Below are 15,311 nucleotides of genomic sequence, written 5' to 3'. Positions count from 1 at the left end.
GCTGGACCATCGCGCCAGGGAACGCTGTTCTGCCTCGGTGGCCGGCCTCTGCTGGTCCTCCAGCTCCCGGACGATGCGGATTGCTTCTACGTTTGCTGCGAAGCGGGCTTTCTGTCCCGAGGGGGCAAGGTCAGTCTGGGATGCTGGGCGGAACCGTCCGGCCGCCGCAACCGCTGCCGACTCCGGCTGAGGTTCGGCCTCTAGCTCTCCTCGTCCTCCTGGGCCCCGTAGGTCGGCTCCATCTCCTCCGGCTCCGCGGGAAGGCTGGCGTAGATCATCTCCTGGTACACCATTTCGCGTGCCCGGAGCTTGGCCATGTTCGCCAGCCCGATGTACTCCAGCGGCGGTTCCGATCCCCTGGTTGGTGTCAGCTGTTCGCTGAGGTCCCAGATCGCCTGCTGGATCTCCTCCCCCAAAGTCGAAAAGTGTGTCTCGGGGTCCGCTATCTGCGCGAAGCTCTCCGGGTCGTGATTCTTCATGGTTTCCATGGCGTGTCTGCCGTGCTCGTTCATTGACTACCTCTTCCGGTTCGGCCCACAAAGACTCCAGACTCAGCTGACCCTCAATGTGGTTCTTAGATTTCCTCGGTGCCATGTGCGCCGTCCCCCTCCGTTTGCCTCCACGCTAGCGAAGGCACCGGAGGATTAACAGCCGCACCCCTACCCCTGCGGTACCTGCAGGCTCTTCCGCTGCCGCGCGAGCTCACGCACCACGGTGGCCTCGCTGACTTCAATGGTCTTGGCGATGGCGCTGATCGTCCGCCTCTCGCCACGCATCCGGTGCGCGGTGGCTGCCTTGTCCGGCGTCATTTTGGTCGGCCGCCCGCCGACGCGGCCGCGGGCTTTCGCCGCTGCAAGGCCGGCCATGGTCCGTTCACGCAGGCGGTTCCGCTCGTACTCGGCGATGGCGGAGAAGAAGTGAAACATCAGCACGCCCTGGGACGTGGTGGTGTCCAGCCAGGTCTCCGTCAGTGACCGGAGGCCAATGTGCCGGTCGGCCAGCGTTTTCACGATGCCGGCGAGGTCGGCCGTGTTTCTGCCGAGCCGGGATAAATCGTTGACCACCAGGATGTTCCCCGGCTGGAGGTGGTCCAGGCACTCCTGCCACTGCGGCCGTTCCGCCGTCGCACCGGACGCGAAATCTGTCCAGATCCGGAAGCACCCGGCAGCGTTCAACGCATCCAGCTGCAAGTCCACCGACTGCTCAGTAGTGCTCACTCGGGCGTAACCCATCAACGTAGCCAACGCACTCCCCTTCCGTCATTCAAAAACCGTCACCCACGGAGTTTTGACCAACAGCTGGCCCGTAGATTTCGTAGTCGAGTTCTGACACAGCCTAGCACTGGCAAAACCGAATTTTTGGTGTCAGTTTCAGAAGTCGTCTGCACTCAGGTTAAGACGGTGCTCCCTTAGGTAAATCGAGCCCTGACCCCTGATGTTCGCCGCCGGGATCAGCCTGCGCCTGGTCAGGCTACGGAGAATCTCCTGAGCAGAAAATCGGGGGCCCTGCGAATTATGAATTGAGCGCGTCAGGCTAGGCGGGCAAGCGTTGCTTCGATGGCTTTCGACTCTGAATACGACCTAGAAGACGAGTACTTTGTCCGCCTCGATGGTCCAGTCGGCGAGTTCGTTCATGGTGGAACGCCGGGCTTCCGGTATGAGAAGTTCGTCGGTGATGCCGCGGGCGTCCATACAGGTGCTGCAGCATCCTATCTGCGCGCCGTGTCGGGCCGTGTCGGTCAGCATCCTGTCCAGTTTGTAGTAGCCGTCCGGGGTTTTCTGTCCTGCCATGGCGGCGGTGACGCCGTCGCCCATGAGGAAGATCTGCAGGGAAGCGTTATCGCGCCGGGCGAGGGTTTTGGCGAGCCGCAGCGCGTTGTAGGTGGCGTCCTGGCCGTAGGCGGCACCGTTGATGATCATCAGGATCTTCATGGGGGAGACTTTTGCGTTCGTTAAATTTGTGTACCGGGTGGCAAGGATGGCTTCGGGTTGTTGCGCCACCGGTCTCAGGCTGCCCGGCCTGTTGCCACCGGCAGTCCGCGGAGTCTCCATTCCAGCATTCCTTCGTTCAGCCGGGAGGCGCTGCGGCCGGCGGAACGCAGCAGGTCCACCGCCTCATAGGCCAGGACGCAGTAGGCGCCGCGGCAGTAGGCGACGATTTCGCCGTCCTCGGGTAGTTCGGAGAGCCTGTCGCGGAGTTGTTCGAGCGGGATGGAGAGGGCCCCGGGGATGTGGGCAGCACCAAACTCCTCGTCGGGGCGCACATCGAGCACTGTCACCGTTCCCGCGCCGGCCCGGGTCAGGAGGTCTTCGCGCGTGACTTCCTCGTCGTCGGCCCGTGCGCCTTCCAGCCCGAGGTAGGCGATGCGTTTGGATTCGACCCCCGTCACATGTTCCTGTGCAACTGACCGGAGCAGGCTGTAGAGCTGGAGGATATCGGGGCCGGCGAGGTCATAGTGGATCCGGTTGCCGTCCCGCCGGGTGGTCACCAGTCCGGCCTGGCGCAGGGCCTGCAGGTGCGCCGAGGCCGTGCTTAGCCCCAGCCCGGCGGCGGCCGCAAGGGTCTCCACGCTCCGTTCCCCCTGACTCAGCAGGTCCAGCAGTTCCAGCCGCTTGCCGTTGGCAAGGGCCTTGCCTACCCGGGCGAACTCTTCGAAGAGTTCCGATTTCCTGGCCTTGTCTCCCACTTGCTCCTCCAAAGATCCATGTAATACTGGAACAAATACTATTCCATGTATATCTGGAATACCAGTCCACCGCCGGGAAACGCCCCGGTGCGGAAGGAATGAGAACCATGGGCCCCTTGAATCTGATCCCCGTCGTGGACGAGGGACTGGGCAACTCCACGTACCTGCTCGACCTCGGTGAGGGCCGCGCTCTTGTCATGGATCCGGAGCGTGACCTGCGCCAGGTCCGCGCCGAAGCGTCCCGACGCGGATTGAGCATCGCTTACGCGGTGGAAACCCACTTGCACGCCGATTTCATCTCCGGCGTCGCCGAGCTCGCCGAGATTGACGGCGCCACCGTGCTGGCCCCAGAGGTCGGTCACCTCGGCTTCGCCCACACCGGGCTCACCGACGGGCAAAGCGTTGACATGGGCCGGTTCACCCTGCAGGCTCTGCACACCCCGGGGCACTCTCCCGAGCACCTGTCGTACCTGCTGCTGGACGACAGGGTCCTGGCCGGAATCTTCACGGGAGGGTCCCTGATGGTGGGCACCGCCGGGCGCACCGACCTGGTCAGCCCGGACATGACGGTACCCCTGGCCCGGGCACAGTACCGGTCCCTGCAGCGCCTGATGGATTTCCCTGACACCACCCCCGTCTGGCCCACCCACGGAGCCGGCTCCTTCTGCTCCGCCGGCGGCAGCGGTGACCGGGTCACCACCATCGGCGCCGAACGCGCCACCAACCCGCTGCTGCAAGTCCACGGCGAAGACGCCTTCGTCGATGCCCTGCTGGGAACGCTGGGGACCTTTCCCGAGTACTTCCTCCGGCTGGGGGAAATCAACAAGCGCGGCCCGGCCGTCCTGCACGAACAGCCCCGCCTCGCGCCCCTGTCCGCGGCTGCCGTTGCGGCGCTCATCGCGGACGGCGCGCAGGTCATCGACGCCCGCCAGCCGGCAGACTACGGCGCCGGCCACGTCCCAGGCTCCCTCTCGATCCCTTTCCGTCCGGTCTTCGCCACCTGGCTCGGATGGCTCGCCACCCCGGACCGGCTCGTGGTCATCGTCCGTTCCCCGGAACAGGACCCGACCGACATCGCCACCGCCGCCGCTAAGGTCGGATTCGACACCCTTGCCGGGGAACTGGAAGGCGGCTACCCCGCCTGGACCCGGGCACACACCGGCACGGAAGAAGTGGCCCTGCTCGAGCCCGGGCAAATGATCGAACGCCTGCAGGCCGGGGAAACAGTCCTCGATATCCGCCAGTCCGGTGAATACGCGGCAGGGCACGTCCCGGGTGCGGTCAACATCGAACTCGGCTACCTCGCCGACAATCTCGCCGCTGTACCGGCCGGGCCGGTCATCGTGATGTGCGGGCATGGCGAACGCGCGATGGGCGGGGCGAGCATCCTCGCCGGATCCGGTCGCACCGGTATCGCAGTATTCAATGGCGGACCCGCCGACTGGGCGGCCGCAACGGGCGGCGCCGTCGAAACCGGTACGGATCTGGCGGCGGCCAAATGAGCAACCACAGCACCACCACTGGAAAACCAGGCCGCACCGGAATCACGCTGGGCCTGCGGCAGAACCTGGCCCAGTTCGTGCTCCTGGTCGCCGTCAACGCACTTGTCGGCGGCACCCTGGGCCAGGAACGCACCGTCCTGCCGCTGCTGGCCGGGCAGGTATTCCACCTCGACCTCTACACGTCCGCGCTGACCTACATCCTGGCCTTTGGCCTCGCCAAGGCCGCCACCAACTACTTCGCCGGCACCCTCTCGGACCGCTTCGGCCGCAAACCCGTCCTGGTCGCCGGCTGGGTCATCGCCCTGCCCGTCCCGCTGATGCTGATCTTTGGACCCTCCTGGGGCTGGATCGTGGCGGCCAACGTGATCCTGGGCATCAGCCAGGGCCTCACCTGGTCCACCACCGTCATGATGAAAATGGACCTCGTCGGTCCGGAGCGCCGCGGGTTCGCCATGGGCCTGAATGAAGCGGCCGGCTACCTCGGCGTCGCCGGCACCGCCCTGGCCACCGGCTACATCGCCGCCACCTACGGCCTGCGGCCCGGACCGTTCCTGCTCGGCGCCGCCTACATCGCGCTCGGTCTTGGCCTTTCGGTCTTCGCCGTGAAGGAAACCCGGGGCCACGCGAAGCTGGAAGCCGCCAACCATACGTCGGCCCACGCCAACGCCCACGGGCAACTGAGCAACCGGGAAATCTTCACCCTCACCAGCTTCCGGGACAAGTCACTGTCCTCGGTCAGCCAGGCCGGCATGGTCAACAACCTCAACGACGGCCTGGCCTGGGGACTGTTCCCCGTCCTGTTCGCCGCCGCCGGACTGACCATCGAAAAGATCGGCATCCTCGCCGCCGTCTACCCCGCCGTCTGGGGCGCAGCGCAGCTCGTCACCGGCGCAATGTCGGACAAATACGGCCGGAAATGGCTGATCGTCGGCGGCATGCTCCTCCAGGCCGCCGCCCTGGCGATGATCGCCGTCGGCCAGGACTTCGGGATCTGGCTGGCCGCCGCCGTCCTTCTCGGCCTCGGCACGGCGATGGTGTACCCCACGCTGCTCGCGGCCATCGGCGACGTCGCGCACCCGGAATGGCGGGCCCGCTCCGTCGGCATCTACCGGCTGTGGCGCGACGGCGGCTTCGCCGTCGGCGCGCTGCTCTCCGGCATCATCGCCGACGCGTACGGCATCCCGGCCGCCGTCGGCGTCGTCGCAGGACTCACAGCCCTGTCAGGTCTCCTCGTGGCCGTCCGTATGCGAGGCACCGACCACCACCCTGCCGCCTGAGTCCATGACCCGCGTTTCCCGCGCTGAAACGCCACAGACCAGAGTCTGACGGCAAAACACACTGCGCAGTGGAGCGGTGTGACTATCGGCCATTTATGTATGGCGGCGTTCTCTCGAAGATGAGCAGCAGGCAATGACCGAACGGCTTGCCGGCCCCGGTCACGGGGATCGCATTGCAGTGGCACCGGTGAGAGGCCCGTCCTTTTGTTCGCTATCCCTGGACGTGACTTGCCGCACCCGCAGCGCGGGCCCGGAGCACGCAGAACAACCCTTCCCCGGCACCGGGCCGCACCACGGGTGCGCCGTCGGGACCGACGAGGACCTGCCGGGAGTCCTCCGGAGTGAAACCTGCCCCGCGCAGCAGGGCCTCCAACTCGCGCGCGGTCATCAGGTGGGCATGGGAGTAGTACGGATCCTCATGGTGCGCATGCGCTCACGGCGGAACAGCCCCTGCACCCTTTCCACGCTCGGCACCTGGTGGCCTGACCTGAGCCCGGATTCGGGCGACGGGTAGATAAAGGCATGCCTCCCCGTGTCTGGAACTTACGTCGGCCGAGTGGGATGAAAGCAATCGTCTATGATGAGTGCATATACGTGCACATATGTACCTAAGGGGTTTGGCTGATGTTGTCTGTTCTGCGGAATGTGGCTTACCGGCGGCTGTTCGCCGCGCAGATCGTGGCCCTGATCGGCACCGGACTGCTCACCGTCGCTCTGGGGCTGCTGGCTTACGATCTGGCCGGCAGCAGTGCCGGCGCGGTGCTCGGTACTGCTTTGACGATCAAGATGCTGGCCTATGTGGGTCTGGCCCCGGTGATCAATGCCCTCGTGGCGCGGTGGCCGAAGAAGCGGGTCCTGATCGGGGCGGACCTGATCCGTGCCGTGATGGCGCTGTGCCTGCCGTTCATCACCGATGTGTGGCAGATCTACATCGTGATCTTCCTGCTGCAGAGTGCGTCGGCGACGTTTACCCCTGCGTTCCAGTCCCTGATTCCGACCATCCTGAAGGATGAGCGGGACTACACGCGGGCACTGTCACTGTCCCGGCTCGCGTATGACATGGAGGCCCTGGTCAGTCCGGCCATCGCTGCACTGCTGCTGACCCTGGTCAGCTATAACAACCTCTTCATCGGCACCGTCGCGGGGTTCGTCTTCTCAGCGTTTATGGTCGCGATCACCGTCCTGCCGCGTGTCACCGTTTCCGTGGCGCCGCAGACGTCGCTGTGGCACCGGACGACCCTGGGTACCCGGATTTTCTGGCGGAACCGCCGCCTGCGGTCCCTGCTGGCCCTGAACCTCGTTGTCGCGGCGCCGACGGCATTGGTCCTGGTCAACACGGTCGTCTACGTCCGGGACGTCCTGCACCGTCCCGACACGGACCTGGCGCTGGCCCTGGCCTGCTTCGGCGTCGGGTCGATGATTGTGGCCCTCTCTGCGCCACGGGTCCTGGACCGGTTCGGTGACCGTGCCGTGATGCTCACCGGCGCCGCCGTCATTCCGTTTGTCCTGGCCGGCGCGGCGGCGCTGACGCTGCTGGGCGTCCCCGGGTCGGGCTGGTGGCTGCTGCTGAGCCTGTGGTTCCTGCTCGGCGCCGCGAACTCCACCATCCTCACACCCTCCGCGCGCCTGTTGCAGGAGGCGTCTACGGAGGAGACCCGGCCATACGTGTTCACGGCCCAGTTCTCCCTCTCCCACGCCTGCTACATCCTGACGTATCCGCTTGCCGGGTGGGTTGGGGCGATGGCCGGTTTGGGCTGGGCTGCCGTGGCGCTGACAATTATTGCGATGATAGGCAGTGCAGGTGCATTCCTGTCCTGGCCACGGCGCGACGCCGCAGCAGCCAAGGAAGCGGAGAGAGAAGGAGCAGCACGTTGAGCAGTCAACCTGACAGCGCACCCGCCCCCGACGTTCCGTCCCTGGTCCATCCGGTCACCCCGGGACCGCAACTGCTGGAAACCGCCGCCGGGACGTTGCGGATGCTCGCCGAACCGACCCGCCTGCACCTGCTCTGGCAGCTCGCCGAAGGCCCCAAGACCGTTACCGAACTCACCGCGGCAGCCGGGGTGCCGCGGACCGTGGCCAGCCAGCACCTGGCCAAACTGCGCCTCAGCGGACTCGTGGACACCCGCAAAGACGGCCGCCACGTCATCTACTCCCTCCACGACGGACACCTCGTCCGGCTCATCCGCGAAACCATCAACCACGCCGACCACCGGATCACCGGCGAACCCACCCACGACTGACCCCTGCCGCCGGGTGCCACTCCCGTACGGGCCGTGGCACCCTTGCCGTTCCCTCGCTCCGGCGCGGTACCGCTGCCGTTCTGGAACTCGCCGCAGCGCCGGAAACCTCCGCGGCCCCACATCCAGACTGCGTCAGGGACCGAAAATGGTTCTCCAGATCCGCCAGGCTCTGGTCCGGTGTCGTGACGGCCTCGTGGACGTTGGTCCATCAGGTCAGTTTTCGTCACGGACGGCAGCTTGGCTCAGAGGGGCATCGTGCAGTCCGGCGTGATAGCGCCGGTAGAACTCTGAGCCGGCGTAGGCTGCGCGGCGCAGCTCCCGCAGGGCCTGGTCCTGGTGGGCAGTGATTTGGGCTGCGTCCCAGTGGTCCCGCCTCCGCCATGCGGCCCGCAGGAACAGCACCCGGGAGATGAGGCGGAGGTCCATGGCCGCGGTCGCCTAGCGGTTCCCGGCCGGGGCCAGCGGCCGGTCAGCGTGCGCGGTGGTGGCCTCGGGTGTTTCCGGCCGGGGCAGCCTGAGCCTCTTGAGCAGCAGGGCGTTGACGGCGACCAGGAAGCTGGACCCGGACATCGACAGGGCCGCGATCTCGGGGCTGAGGACAAAGCCGGCGAAGGCGAAGACCCCTGCTGCGATGGGCAGCGCTATCGCGTTGTATCCCACGGCCCAGCCCAGGTTCTGGCGCATCTTGCGCAGGGTGCCTTTGCCGATCCGCAGGGCGATGGGCACATCAAGCGGGTCCGAGCGCATCAGGACGAGGTCGGCCGTTTCGATGGCCACATCGGTGCCGGCGCCGATCGCGATGCCGAGGTCGGCCTGGGCCAGGGCCGGGGCGTCGTTGACGCCGTCGCCGACCATGGCGACTTTCTTCCCTGCCTGTTGAAGCTGGGCTACCTTGGCCGATTTGTCTCCGGGGAGCACCTCGGCGATGACGGTGTCAATGCCGAGCTGGCCGGCGATTCTCCGGGCGGTCGCTTCGTTGTCTCCGGTGAGCATGACGACCTCGATCCCGGCCTCGTGCAAGGCCGCAACTGCGGCGGCCGCGGTTTCCCTCGCGGCGTCGGCCAACGCGATCACCGCGGCGGCCTTGCCGTCGACGGCGACGAGGACGGCGGTCCGTCCGGTGTCTGCAAGTTCATCGCGCACCGCGGCCAGCGGGCCCAGGTCGATGCCTTCGTTGGCCATGAGTCTGCGGTTGCCGACCAGCACCCGGCGCCCGTCCACGGTAGCGCCGGCACCGTGCCCGGGAACGTTGAGGAAGTCCGAGGCCGCCAGGGAGGGTGCGCCGTGTTCGCGGGCGTGCCGGACCACAGCCGCGGCAAGCGGGTGTTCGGATTCCTGCTCCACCGCGGCGACCAAGGCCAGGAGTTCGTTTTCGCCGATCCCCTCCACGACGACGTCGGTGACTTCCGGTTCGCCCTTGGTCAGGGTGCCGGTCTTGTCCATCACGACGGTGTCGATCCTGGCAGAGACTTCCAGGGCGGTGGCGTTCTTGAACAGAACGCCGCGTTTGGCGCCTAGGCCGGTGCCGACCATGATGGCCGTCGGCGTGGCAAGTCCCAGCGCGTCGGGGCAGGTGATCACGACAACGGTGATGGCGAACAGCAGGGCCGTCTCGACTCCGGCGCCGAGGGCGAGCCAGGCCGCGAACGTCAGGGTTCCGCCGATCAGTGCGACCAGGACCAGCCAGAACGCGGCCCGGTCGGCCAGCCGCTGGCCTGGTGCCTTGGAGTTCTGGGCCTCCTGGACGAGGGCCACGATCTGCGCCAGGGCCGTGTCGGAGCCGACTTTGGTGGCCCGGACCCGCATCGTGCCGGTGGTGTTGATGGAGGCGCCGATGACGTCCGAGCCGATGGTCTTGGTCACCGGAAGGCTCTCGCCCGTGACCATGGACTCATCGACCTCCGACTGGCCGTCCTCGACCTGCCCGTCAACAGGGATTTTCGATCCCGGCCGGATCAGCAGCAGTTCCCCGGTCTGGACCTCGGAGGTGGGGATCTCGACCGTGTCGCCGTCGCGGATGACGACCGCGACTGGTGGGGCCAGCTCGAGCAGCGTGCGGATGGCCTCGTTCGCCCCGCCGCGTGCGCGCATCTCGAACCAGTGGCCCAGCAGCACGAAGGAGGTCAGGACGGTGGCGGCTTCGTAGAACACTTCACCGCCGCCGGTGAAGGTGACCCAGACGCTGTAAAGCCATCCGGTGCCCACAGCGATCGCGACCAGGACCATCATGTCCAGCGTGCGGGCCTTCAGCGCCCGGTAGGCGCCGTCGAAGAAGATCCAGGCCGAGTAGAAAATGACCGGAAGGGACAGGATCAGGGCCATGACGTCGTCACGGAGCCCGAACGGGGTCGGCGCGGTGAAGCCGAACATGTCCCGGCCCATCGGGGACCAGAGCGTCACCCCTACTGACACGATGGCTGCGACCAGGAAGCGGTTGCGCATGTCCTTGACCATGTCATCCATCGACATTCCGGCGTGGTGTCCGCCGTGGCCCATCGTGTCCTGCGGGGTCCGGGGCATCGCACCGTGCGGGCCCGGACCGTGCTCAGCATGGCTGACCGTTGCAGGCTGGGCATTCCCGGGGTGGGGTTCCGCCGTTTCCGGCGCATGCCCGGGGTGCATGGTCTGGTGATCCGGCTCCGTCGGGTGCACATGCTCCATTGGAGGTGCTGCACCCGGGTGGACGTGCCCGGACGGCTGGCCGGCGCCGGCCTTGCCGGCGGTGTCATGCCTCGTCCCGGGAGTGCGCGTGGTGTCTTCCATCGGGTAGCAGACGTGGTCGGGGACCGATTCGCCCCGGCAGTGGTATCCGCAGTCCCGGATCCATCCGGAGATCTGCTGCACGGAGGTCACGGACGGGTCAAAGCTCACGGTCGCGGTCTGGGCGACCGGGTTCGCGTCGACGGCGGCGACTCCGGGCCGCTGCAGCAGGACGTGTTCCACGACTGCCTTGGAAGTAGCCCATTGCAGGCCGCGGACCTCCACGACGGTGCGTTTCAGAAGCGCAGTCACCGCTCCTCCTTCTACGCCGGCGCTGCCCGGCGGGACGGCCTCATCAGCAGGCAGGCTGCGGCCGTTGGCCGGTGCCGGTTGGTGATCGGGTGCGGGGCTGGGGTCGGAAGGCAAGGTGAGTCCTTTGGCAATGAGGGAATCCTGGGAGGGCTGCGAGCTCTGTCCACCCGTAGCCGGACCTTCATTGCGTAAGGGCTTTCGCCCGGGACGTCGTTTTCCGGTTAAGCCGAACATATACCCCCTAGGGGTATGCGTCAATGTCTCTGCCTTGACATGGCGGCGGATGACGCTCGGCGTCCCTGGCGCCCTACCAGGATGCAGCCCCAAACGCCCATCGCTGCCTCCTGACGGCGCGCAGGGGCACGGGCGCCGCTGGTTCACTATCAACCCGCACGGCCTGCCGCATCAGAGTCTTTGCTCCCCCCGCCTTGGCCTCGCCGGCCGGGGTCAGGTTGCCTCATTCCCCATGAGGAACGGCAGGACGCTAAACCGGATGACGGGCGCGAGCCTGGCCTCAGGGGTCAAACGGGAGCCCGCGGCTCCTTTGAACAACGCCAGGAACGCTGCGCCCTCCGGGGATAGGGACAGCCGGACGGCACCCTTGACTCTTGCGACTTATACCCCCAGGGGGTATCCTTTGAGTGTTGTCAGTGACGTGGTTTGTCCGGGCCCCAGGCCGCTACAGCCGTTCAACCACAACAGCCCCCTGTATCCCTCGCTTCGAAGGAAAACTGACATGTGCGGAACAACCGAAACACGAACCCAGCTCCCCCTGGCCTCCACTTCCGAACACGGCTGCAGCTGCTGCGCCCCCGCGGCCGAAACACAGGCTGCAGCTTCGGCCGCCGGAACGTCAGAGGCTCAGGCGTCCGATGCGCAGTACGTCTTGGAAGGGCTGACCTGCGTCCAGACCGTCGAGAAGGCCGTGTCCCGGGTATCCGGGGTCCAGTCAGCGGCCGTCGACCTGGTCCCGGGCGGCACGTCACGCCTCAGCGTCACCGGCACCGCCAACCTCGAGGCGCTGACTGAGGCCGTGCGCTCCTCCGGCTACGCCCTGACCGGCGCGAAGTAGCGTCTCCACAGTCCCTTGGCCCCGGCGAGGACCATGTCTCCCGGATGTCCAGGGATTTCCCTGGGTGTTCAGTGGCCTCCGGTGTGCTCGCTTGTGTGGCCCGGGGTGGGTACCGGGCCCGGCGTCACGTCGCCTCCGGTGCCGCTGATGGCCGGGCCGATGACAAACGCTGACAGGGAGAACATGGCGGCGAAGACGGCCAGTCCCAGCGCCGGCGCGATCCAGCTGCCGAACCGACGGTAGAGACGGACCAGCATGGGAATGGATGCCAGAAGCCCGAGTGCCCCGAACAGTGCGGTGCCACCGGATCCGGCCACCAGCGCGGTTCCGGCAAGCAGTCCGATGTGGTGCAGGACGTGTGGAAGGAGGCCCATGATCAGGCCCACCGCTCCGACCACCGTGTGCCACAGCGCGTGGAACCTGCCCCGGACGGTCCGCCCCGGAACGGCTCCGCCGTCGGGACCGGCCGGCGGATGCAGGTCGGAGGAGTGGTCACCGGTCACGGCCACTGCTTTCGCCGAAGAGGTTCCCCTTGCGGGCCAACGGGTAACTCATTCCTCGCCTGCGGTCCGGGACCGGTTCCGGACCACGAGCACCGGGCAGGGGGCGTGATGGAGGACCTGGGTGGACACGGAGCCGAGCAGCAATCCGGCAAATCCTCCGAGACCACGGGAACCCACAACCAGCAGGTCAGCGTTCTCCGCGGCCCGCAGGAGCACGGCGGCCGCGTTTCCCTGGACAACGTCCCCGGTCACCGTCACGCCTTCGCTGTCCACACGCTTCAGGGCCTCGTTCTGGAGCTGACGTGCGGTCTGAGGGAAGACCTCCGGGTCCCAGACCATGCCTTCCATGCCAACGGTTGTGGGCGGGAACTCCCAGGCGGTCACGGCACTGACCTGGCCGTTGCGCAACCGGGCCTCCGTGACTGCCCATTCCAGGGCAAGGCGCGACGGGGCAGAACCGTCCACCCCGGCCACGATACTGAATACACCGTCGCCGCCCATGAGCGCCGCCCTCCGCCAAGTCCCGCAACTGTTGCCCTTAGTGTGGTCCCCGCAGGGTTTTACCCGCAAGATCGAACGTCCCGACCACGTGCACCGGCCGGCGACAGAAACAAAGTCCCTTACAGGATCGTTGTACCGGTACGTGCCCTGCCGCAGGGCCGGTAGCCTTGAAACAGATAGCCCGCCACAGGAAGGGAGGACCGTCATGACCGCACCGGCACACGCCACCGCGATCGCGTTCCTCCGCCGTGCGGGCCTGCTTACTGCGGTCCTGGCCCTCATGGCCGGGATTTTCGGTATGCACGTCATGACCGCCACCCATGCCATGCACTCCCCGGCCACGGCGGCAGCAACCGCCGGCGCCCATCACGACGCATCCCCCGCCGGTCACACCGGAGTTCATCCTCCCGGACCATCCTCCGCCCCGGAAACGCCCGCAGCACAGGACGAAGCGGGTGCCCGGACCGTGCAGTGCACGGACTCGAACACCTGCACCAGCATGCAGTCCATGACCGCCGCCTGCACCCCGTCGGCGAAGACGGCCTCCCTGACCGCACCGCTGCCCGGCACCGGAATCATCGCCAGCAACACCAACGCAGGGACGCAGAGCGCGATTAGCGCGCTGTGGTCCTATCTCCCCGGGAGTCCTTCACCGGGCGAGCTCTGCATCAGCCGAACGTAAAAACAGGGCCCCGCGCTGTGACCTGACCGGCGCACGCCCCTTGCCTGACTCTCTTCCTCTGAGCCGGGCGCATCACTGATGCACACACCCCTTGGCGCCCACGTGCCCCCTGATGTCTTGAAGGACTTAAACAGCCATGATGAACACGAAGTTTCTGACCCTTTCCGCGACCGCCATCGCTGCGGCACTCGCCCTCGCGGGCTGCTCAACCGGCCCCTCCGCACCGTCTGCCACCTCCAGCAGCCCTGCGTCCTCCGCCAGCTCGACGCCAGGAATGGGCCAGGGCCCGGGGATGAGGTCCAGCAGTGCACCGGCCGCCGCTACCGAACACAACGAGGCCGACACCATGTTCGCCCAGGGAATGATTCCGCACCACGAACAGGCCGTCGAAATGAGCGAAATGATGCTCAAGAAACAGGGCATGGATGCCCGGATCACCGCCCTCGCCACCAAGATCAAGGCCGCGCAGGCCCCCGAAATCGAGCAGATGACGGGCTGGCTCAAGGCTTGGAACGAACCGGCCCAGATGGCTTCCGGCCATGGCATGGGCGACGGGATGATGGGCGATGACGATCTGAGCAAGCTCGAGGCCGCCCAGGGCACCGAAGCGGCCAAGCTCTTCCTGACCGGGATGATCGCCCACCACCAAGGCGCCGTCATGATGGCCCAGACCGAAATATCCCAGGGTAAGAACGCCGAAGCGATTCAACTCAGCAAAGACATCGTGACCGCCCAGGAAGCTGAAATCAAGGAAATGCAGGACCTGCTGGCCACCCTCTGACCGGTTCCCCTAGGCGCCGGCCCGTCGCGGGCCGGCGCCCAACCCTGCCTTTCCCCACCTGAATCCCTGGAGCCCCCATGTCCAATCCCTCCCGCCCCCGGGTCCGCGCCACAGCTGTTCTGGCAGCCGGCGCCGGCCTCGTCCTTGCCCTGTCCGCCTGCAGCCCGCCCTCCGGCGCGGCCGGAACCTCCCCCGCAATCAGCAACGGCAGCAGCCCCCTGCCGGACGCCCACGTTCACGGGCTGAGCATCAGCACAACCGGCCAGGTGCTCCTGGCCACCCACGATGGCCTGTTCGACATCACGAAACAGCCCGCCGCCAAAATCGGCCCCACCAACGACCTGATGGGTTTCACCGGCGGCACCGACCACGGCGTCCTCTACGCTTCCGGACACCCCGGAGAGGGCTCCGACCTGGCCGACCCGCTCGGGCTGATCAGATCCACCGACGCCGGCAAAACCTGGGAAACGCTCTCCCGTCAGGGTGAATCCGACTTCCACGCGCTCACCGCGACCAAATCCGGAATCGTCGGCTTCGACGGCGCACTGCGCACCAGCCCGGACGGGAAAACCTGGACCGCGGCGGCCGCGGATTTCGTCCCGGCCATCCTTGCCGGAAACCCCACCAGCGACACTGTCCTGGCAACCACCCCACAGGGGATCCACCGCTCAACGGACGGCGGTAAAACCTGGAACACGGTGGACTCCGGACCAGTGGTCCAGTTCGCCGCTTTCGCCAGCCCCGCCGAGGCGGTCGGAATCGAACCCGACGGGACCGTCCACACCTCGGCAGATGCCGGCGCGACCTGGACCCGAAAGGGCAAAATCGACGACACGGTCCAGGCTGTGGCAGCAGTTAAGGGCGTGGAGACAAACCCCACCATCTGGGCCGCCACGGCCAGCGGGGTCGTCATCTCCACCGACGGAGGAGTCACGTTCGGGCCCGCCGACGCCTCCTGACCGCACGAACACTGCAGGCCCTGCACCGAGGCCTGCTGCCGACTGTTGCGGTGCGTAGAAAACCGGCCCGAGTGGACCGGGACCTCGGACTCT

Annotated in this window: 17 protein-coding genes; 8 read left to right on the top strand and 9 right to left on the bottom strand. The window is 66.8% G+C overall.

The window, feature by feature from the left end:
• Positions 1-200: 200 nt before the first annotated feature.
• The 4 genes from ABIB29_RS17520 to ABIB29_RS17505 all read right to left on the bottom strand — a co-directional run bounded on the left by ABIB29_RS17520 (position 201) and on the right by ABIB29_RS17505 (position 2,686).
• Positions 201-479 (bottom strand): hypothetical protein, encoded by a 279-nt coding sequence (locus tag ABIB29_RS17520; protein WP_253033799.1) that lies wholly within the window; start codon positions 477-479, stop codon positions 201-203.
• A 180-nt stretch (positions 480-659) separates the two neighbouring features.
• Positions 660-1,232, bottom strand: coding sequence for a recombinase family protein (locus tag ABIB29_RS17515; RefSeq protein ID WP_354174084.1), 573 nt, complete (start codon positions 1,230-1,232; stop codon positions 660-662).
• A gap of 348 nt (positions 1,233-1,580) precedes the next feature.
• Entirely contained in the window at positions 1,581-1,931 is a 351-nt protein-coding gene (locus ABIB29_RS17510; RefSeq protein ID WP_354174083.1) for a DsrE/DsrF/TusD sulfur relay family protein, read from the bottom strand.
• 74 nt (positions 1,932-2,005) lie between these two features.
• On the bottom strand, positions 2,006-2,686 hold the full coding sequence (locus ABIB29_RS17505; RefSeq protein ID WP_354174082.1) for an ArsR/SmtB family transcription factor: 681 nt from the start codon (positions 2,684-2,686) through the stop codon (positions 2,006-2,008).
• A 107-nt stretch (positions 2,687-2,793) separates the two neighbouring features.
• Here ABIB29_RS17505 and ABIB29_RS17500 point away from each other — a divergent pair, with 107 nt between their 5' ends.
• Complete coding sequence (locus ABIB29_RS17500) at positions 2,794-4,188, top strand: MBL fold metallo-hydrolase (RefSeq protein ID WP_354174081.1); 1,395 nt, start codon at positions 2,794-2,796, stop codon at positions 4,186-4,188.
• Complete coding sequence (locus ABIB29_RS17495) at positions 4,185-5,465, top strand: MFS transporter (protein ID WP_354174080.1); 1,281 nt, start codon at positions 4,185-4,187, stop codon at positions 5,463-5,465. The genes ABIB29_RS17500 and ABIB29_RS17495 overlap by 4 nt, the downstream gene beginning before the upstream one ends.
• 211 nt (positions 5,466-5,676) lie before the next feature.
• Here the strand turns inward: ABIB29_RS17495 and ABIB29_RS17490 are convergent, their stop codons facing one another.
• Positions 5,677-5,853 (bottom strand): hypothetical protein, encoded by a 177-nt coding sequence (locus tag ABIB29_RS17490; protein WP_354174079.1) that lies wholly within the window; start codon positions 5,851-5,853, stop codon positions 5,677-5,679.
• A gap of 236 nt (positions 5,854-6,089) precedes the next feature.
• Between ABIB29_RS17490 and ABIB29_RS17485 the strand changes: the two genes are divergently transcribed.
• Positions 6,090-7,340 carry an MFS transporter gene (locus ABIB29_RS17485; RefSeq protein WP_354174078.1) on the top strand — a complete coding sequence of 417 codons (1,251 nt, stop codon included), beginning with the start codon at positions 6,090-6,092 and terminating at the stop codon, positions 7,338-7,340.
• Entirely contained in the window at positions 7,337-7,708 is a 372-nt protein-coding gene (locus tag ABIB29_RS17480) for an ArsR/SmtB family transcription factor (RefSeq protein WP_354174077.1), read from the top strand. Before ABIB29_RS17485 ends, ABIB29_RS17480 begins: the two co-directional genes overlap by 4 nt.
• A 213-nt stretch (positions 7,709-7,921) precedes the next feature.
• Here ABIB29_RS17480 and ABIB29_RS17475 read toward each other — a convergent pair whose 3' ends face one another.
• On the bottom strand, positions 7,922-8,134 hold the full coding sequence (locus ABIB29_RS17475) for a hypothetical protein (RefSeq protein WP_354174076.1): 213 nt from the start codon (positions 8,132-8,134) through the stop codon (positions 7,922-7,924).
• 12 nt (positions 8,135-8,146) lie between these two features.
• Positions 8,147-10,720, bottom strand: a complete 2,574-nt coding sequence (locus ABIB29_RS17470) for a heavy metal translocating P-type ATPase (RefSeq protein WP_354174075.1) — start codon at positions 10,718-10,720, stop codon at positions 8,147-8,149.
• A 736-nt stretch (positions 10,721-11,456) separates the two neighbouring features.
• Here ABIB29_RS17470 and ABIB29_RS17465 point away from each other — a divergent pair.
• Complete coding sequence (locus ABIB29_RS17465; protein ID WP_354174074.1) at positions 11,457-11,792, top strand: heavy-metal-associated domain-containing protein; 336 nt, start codon at positions 11,457-11,459, stop codon at positions 11,790-11,792.
• Between the two features lie 68 nt (positions 11,793-11,860).
• Here the strand turns inward: ABIB29_RS17465 and ABIB29_RS17460 are convergent, their stop codons facing one another.
• Positions 11,861-12,295 carry a hypothetical protein gene (locus ABIB29_RS17460; RefSeq protein WP_354174073.1) on the bottom strand — a complete coding sequence of 145 codons (435 nt, stop codon included), beginning with the start codon at positions 12,293-12,295 and terminating at the stop codon, positions 11,861-11,863.
• Positions 12,296-12,343: 48 nt separating this feature from the next.
• Positions 12,344-12,760 carry a universal stress protein gene (locus tag ABIB29_RS17455; protein WP_354174072.1) on the bottom strand — a complete coding sequence of 139 codons (417 nt, stop codon included), beginning with the start codon at positions 12,758-12,760 and terminating at the stop codon, positions 12,344-12,346.
• Positions 12,761-13,001: 241 nt separating this feature from the next.
• Between ABIB29_RS17455 and ABIB29_RS17450 the strand changes: the two genes are divergently transcribed.
• The 3 genes from ABIB29_RS17450 (at position 13,002) to ABIB29_RS17440 (ending at position 15,218) form a co-directional block, all read left to right on the top strand.
• Entirely contained in the window at positions 13,002-13,478 is a 477-nt protein-coding gene (locus tag ABIB29_RS17450) for a hypothetical protein (RefSeq protein WP_354174071.1), read from the top strand.
• A 136-nt stretch (positions 13,479-13,614) separates the two neighbouring features.
• Positions 13,615-14,259 (top strand): DUF305 domain-containing protein, encoded by a 645-nt coding sequence (locus tag ABIB29_RS17445; protein WP_354174070.1) that lies wholly within the window; start codon positions 13,615-13,617, stop codon positions 14,257-14,259.
• Positions 14,260-14,336: 77 nt separating this feature from the next.
• Complete coding sequence (locus ABIB29_RS17440) at positions 14,337-15,218, top strand: F510_1955 family glycosylhydrolase (RefSeq protein WP_354174069.1); 882 nt, start codon at positions 14,337-14,339, stop codon at positions 15,216-15,218.
• Positions 15,219-15,311: the final 93 nt, after the last annotated feature.

Source organism: Arthrobacter sp. UYEF36, assembly GCF_040547025.1.
Lineage (GTDB): Bacteria > Actinomycetota > Actinomycetes > Actinomycetales > Micrococcaceae > Arthrobacter.
Note: the sequence above shows the minus strand (reverse complement) of the source record. Positions and strands in the feature narration are given on the sequence as shown.

Coding starts and splice junctions, on each gene's coding strand:
- ABIB29_RS17520 (WP_253033799.1), bottom strand. CDS start 479: ATGAAGAATCACGACCCGGAGAGCTTCGCGCAGATAGCGGACCCCGAG.
- ABIB29_RS17515 (WP_354174084.1), bottom strand. CDS start 1,232: ATGGGTTACGCCCGAGTGAGCACTACTGAGCAGTCGGTGGACTTGCAG.
- ABIB29_RS17510 (WP_354174083.1), bottom strand. CDS start 1,931: ATGAAGATCCTGATGATCATCAACGGTGCCGCCTACGGCCAGGACGCC.
- ABIB29_RS17500 (WP_354174081.1), top strand. CDS start 2,794: ATGGGCCCCTTGAATCTGATCCCCGTCGTGGACGAGGGACTGGGCAAC.
- ABIB29_RS17495 (WP_354174080.1), top strand. CDS start 4,185: ATGAGCAACCACAGCACCACCACTGGAAAACCAGGCCGCACCGGAATC.
- ABIB29_RS17490 (WP_354174079.1), bottom strand. CDS start 5,853: ATGACCGCGCGCGAGTTGGAGGCCCTGCTGCGCGGGGCAGGTTTCACT.
- ABIB29_RS17485 (WP_354174078.1), top strand. CDS start 6,090: ATGTTGTCTGTTCTGCGGAATGTGGCTTACCGGCGGCTGTTCGCCGCG.
- ABIB29_RS17475 (WP_354174076.1), bottom strand. CDS start 8,134: ATGGACCTCCGCCTCATCTCCCGGGTGCTGTTCCTGCGGGCCGCATGG.
- ABIB29_RS17465 (WP_354174074.1), top strand. CDS start 11,457: ATGTGCGGAACAACCGAAACACGAACCCAGCTCCCCCTGGCCTCCACT.
- ABIB29_RS17450 (WP_354174071.1), top strand. CDS start 13,002: ATGACCGCACCGGCACACGCCACCGCGATCGCGTTCCTCCGCCGTGCG.
- ABIB29_RS17445 (WP_354174070.1), top strand. CDS start 13,615: ATGATGAACACGAAGTTTCTGACCCTTTCCGCGACCGCCATCGCTGCG.
- ABIB29_RS17440 (WP_354174069.1), top strand. CDS start 14,337: ATGTCCAATCCCTCCCGCCCCCGGGTCCGCGCCACAGCTGTTCTGGCA.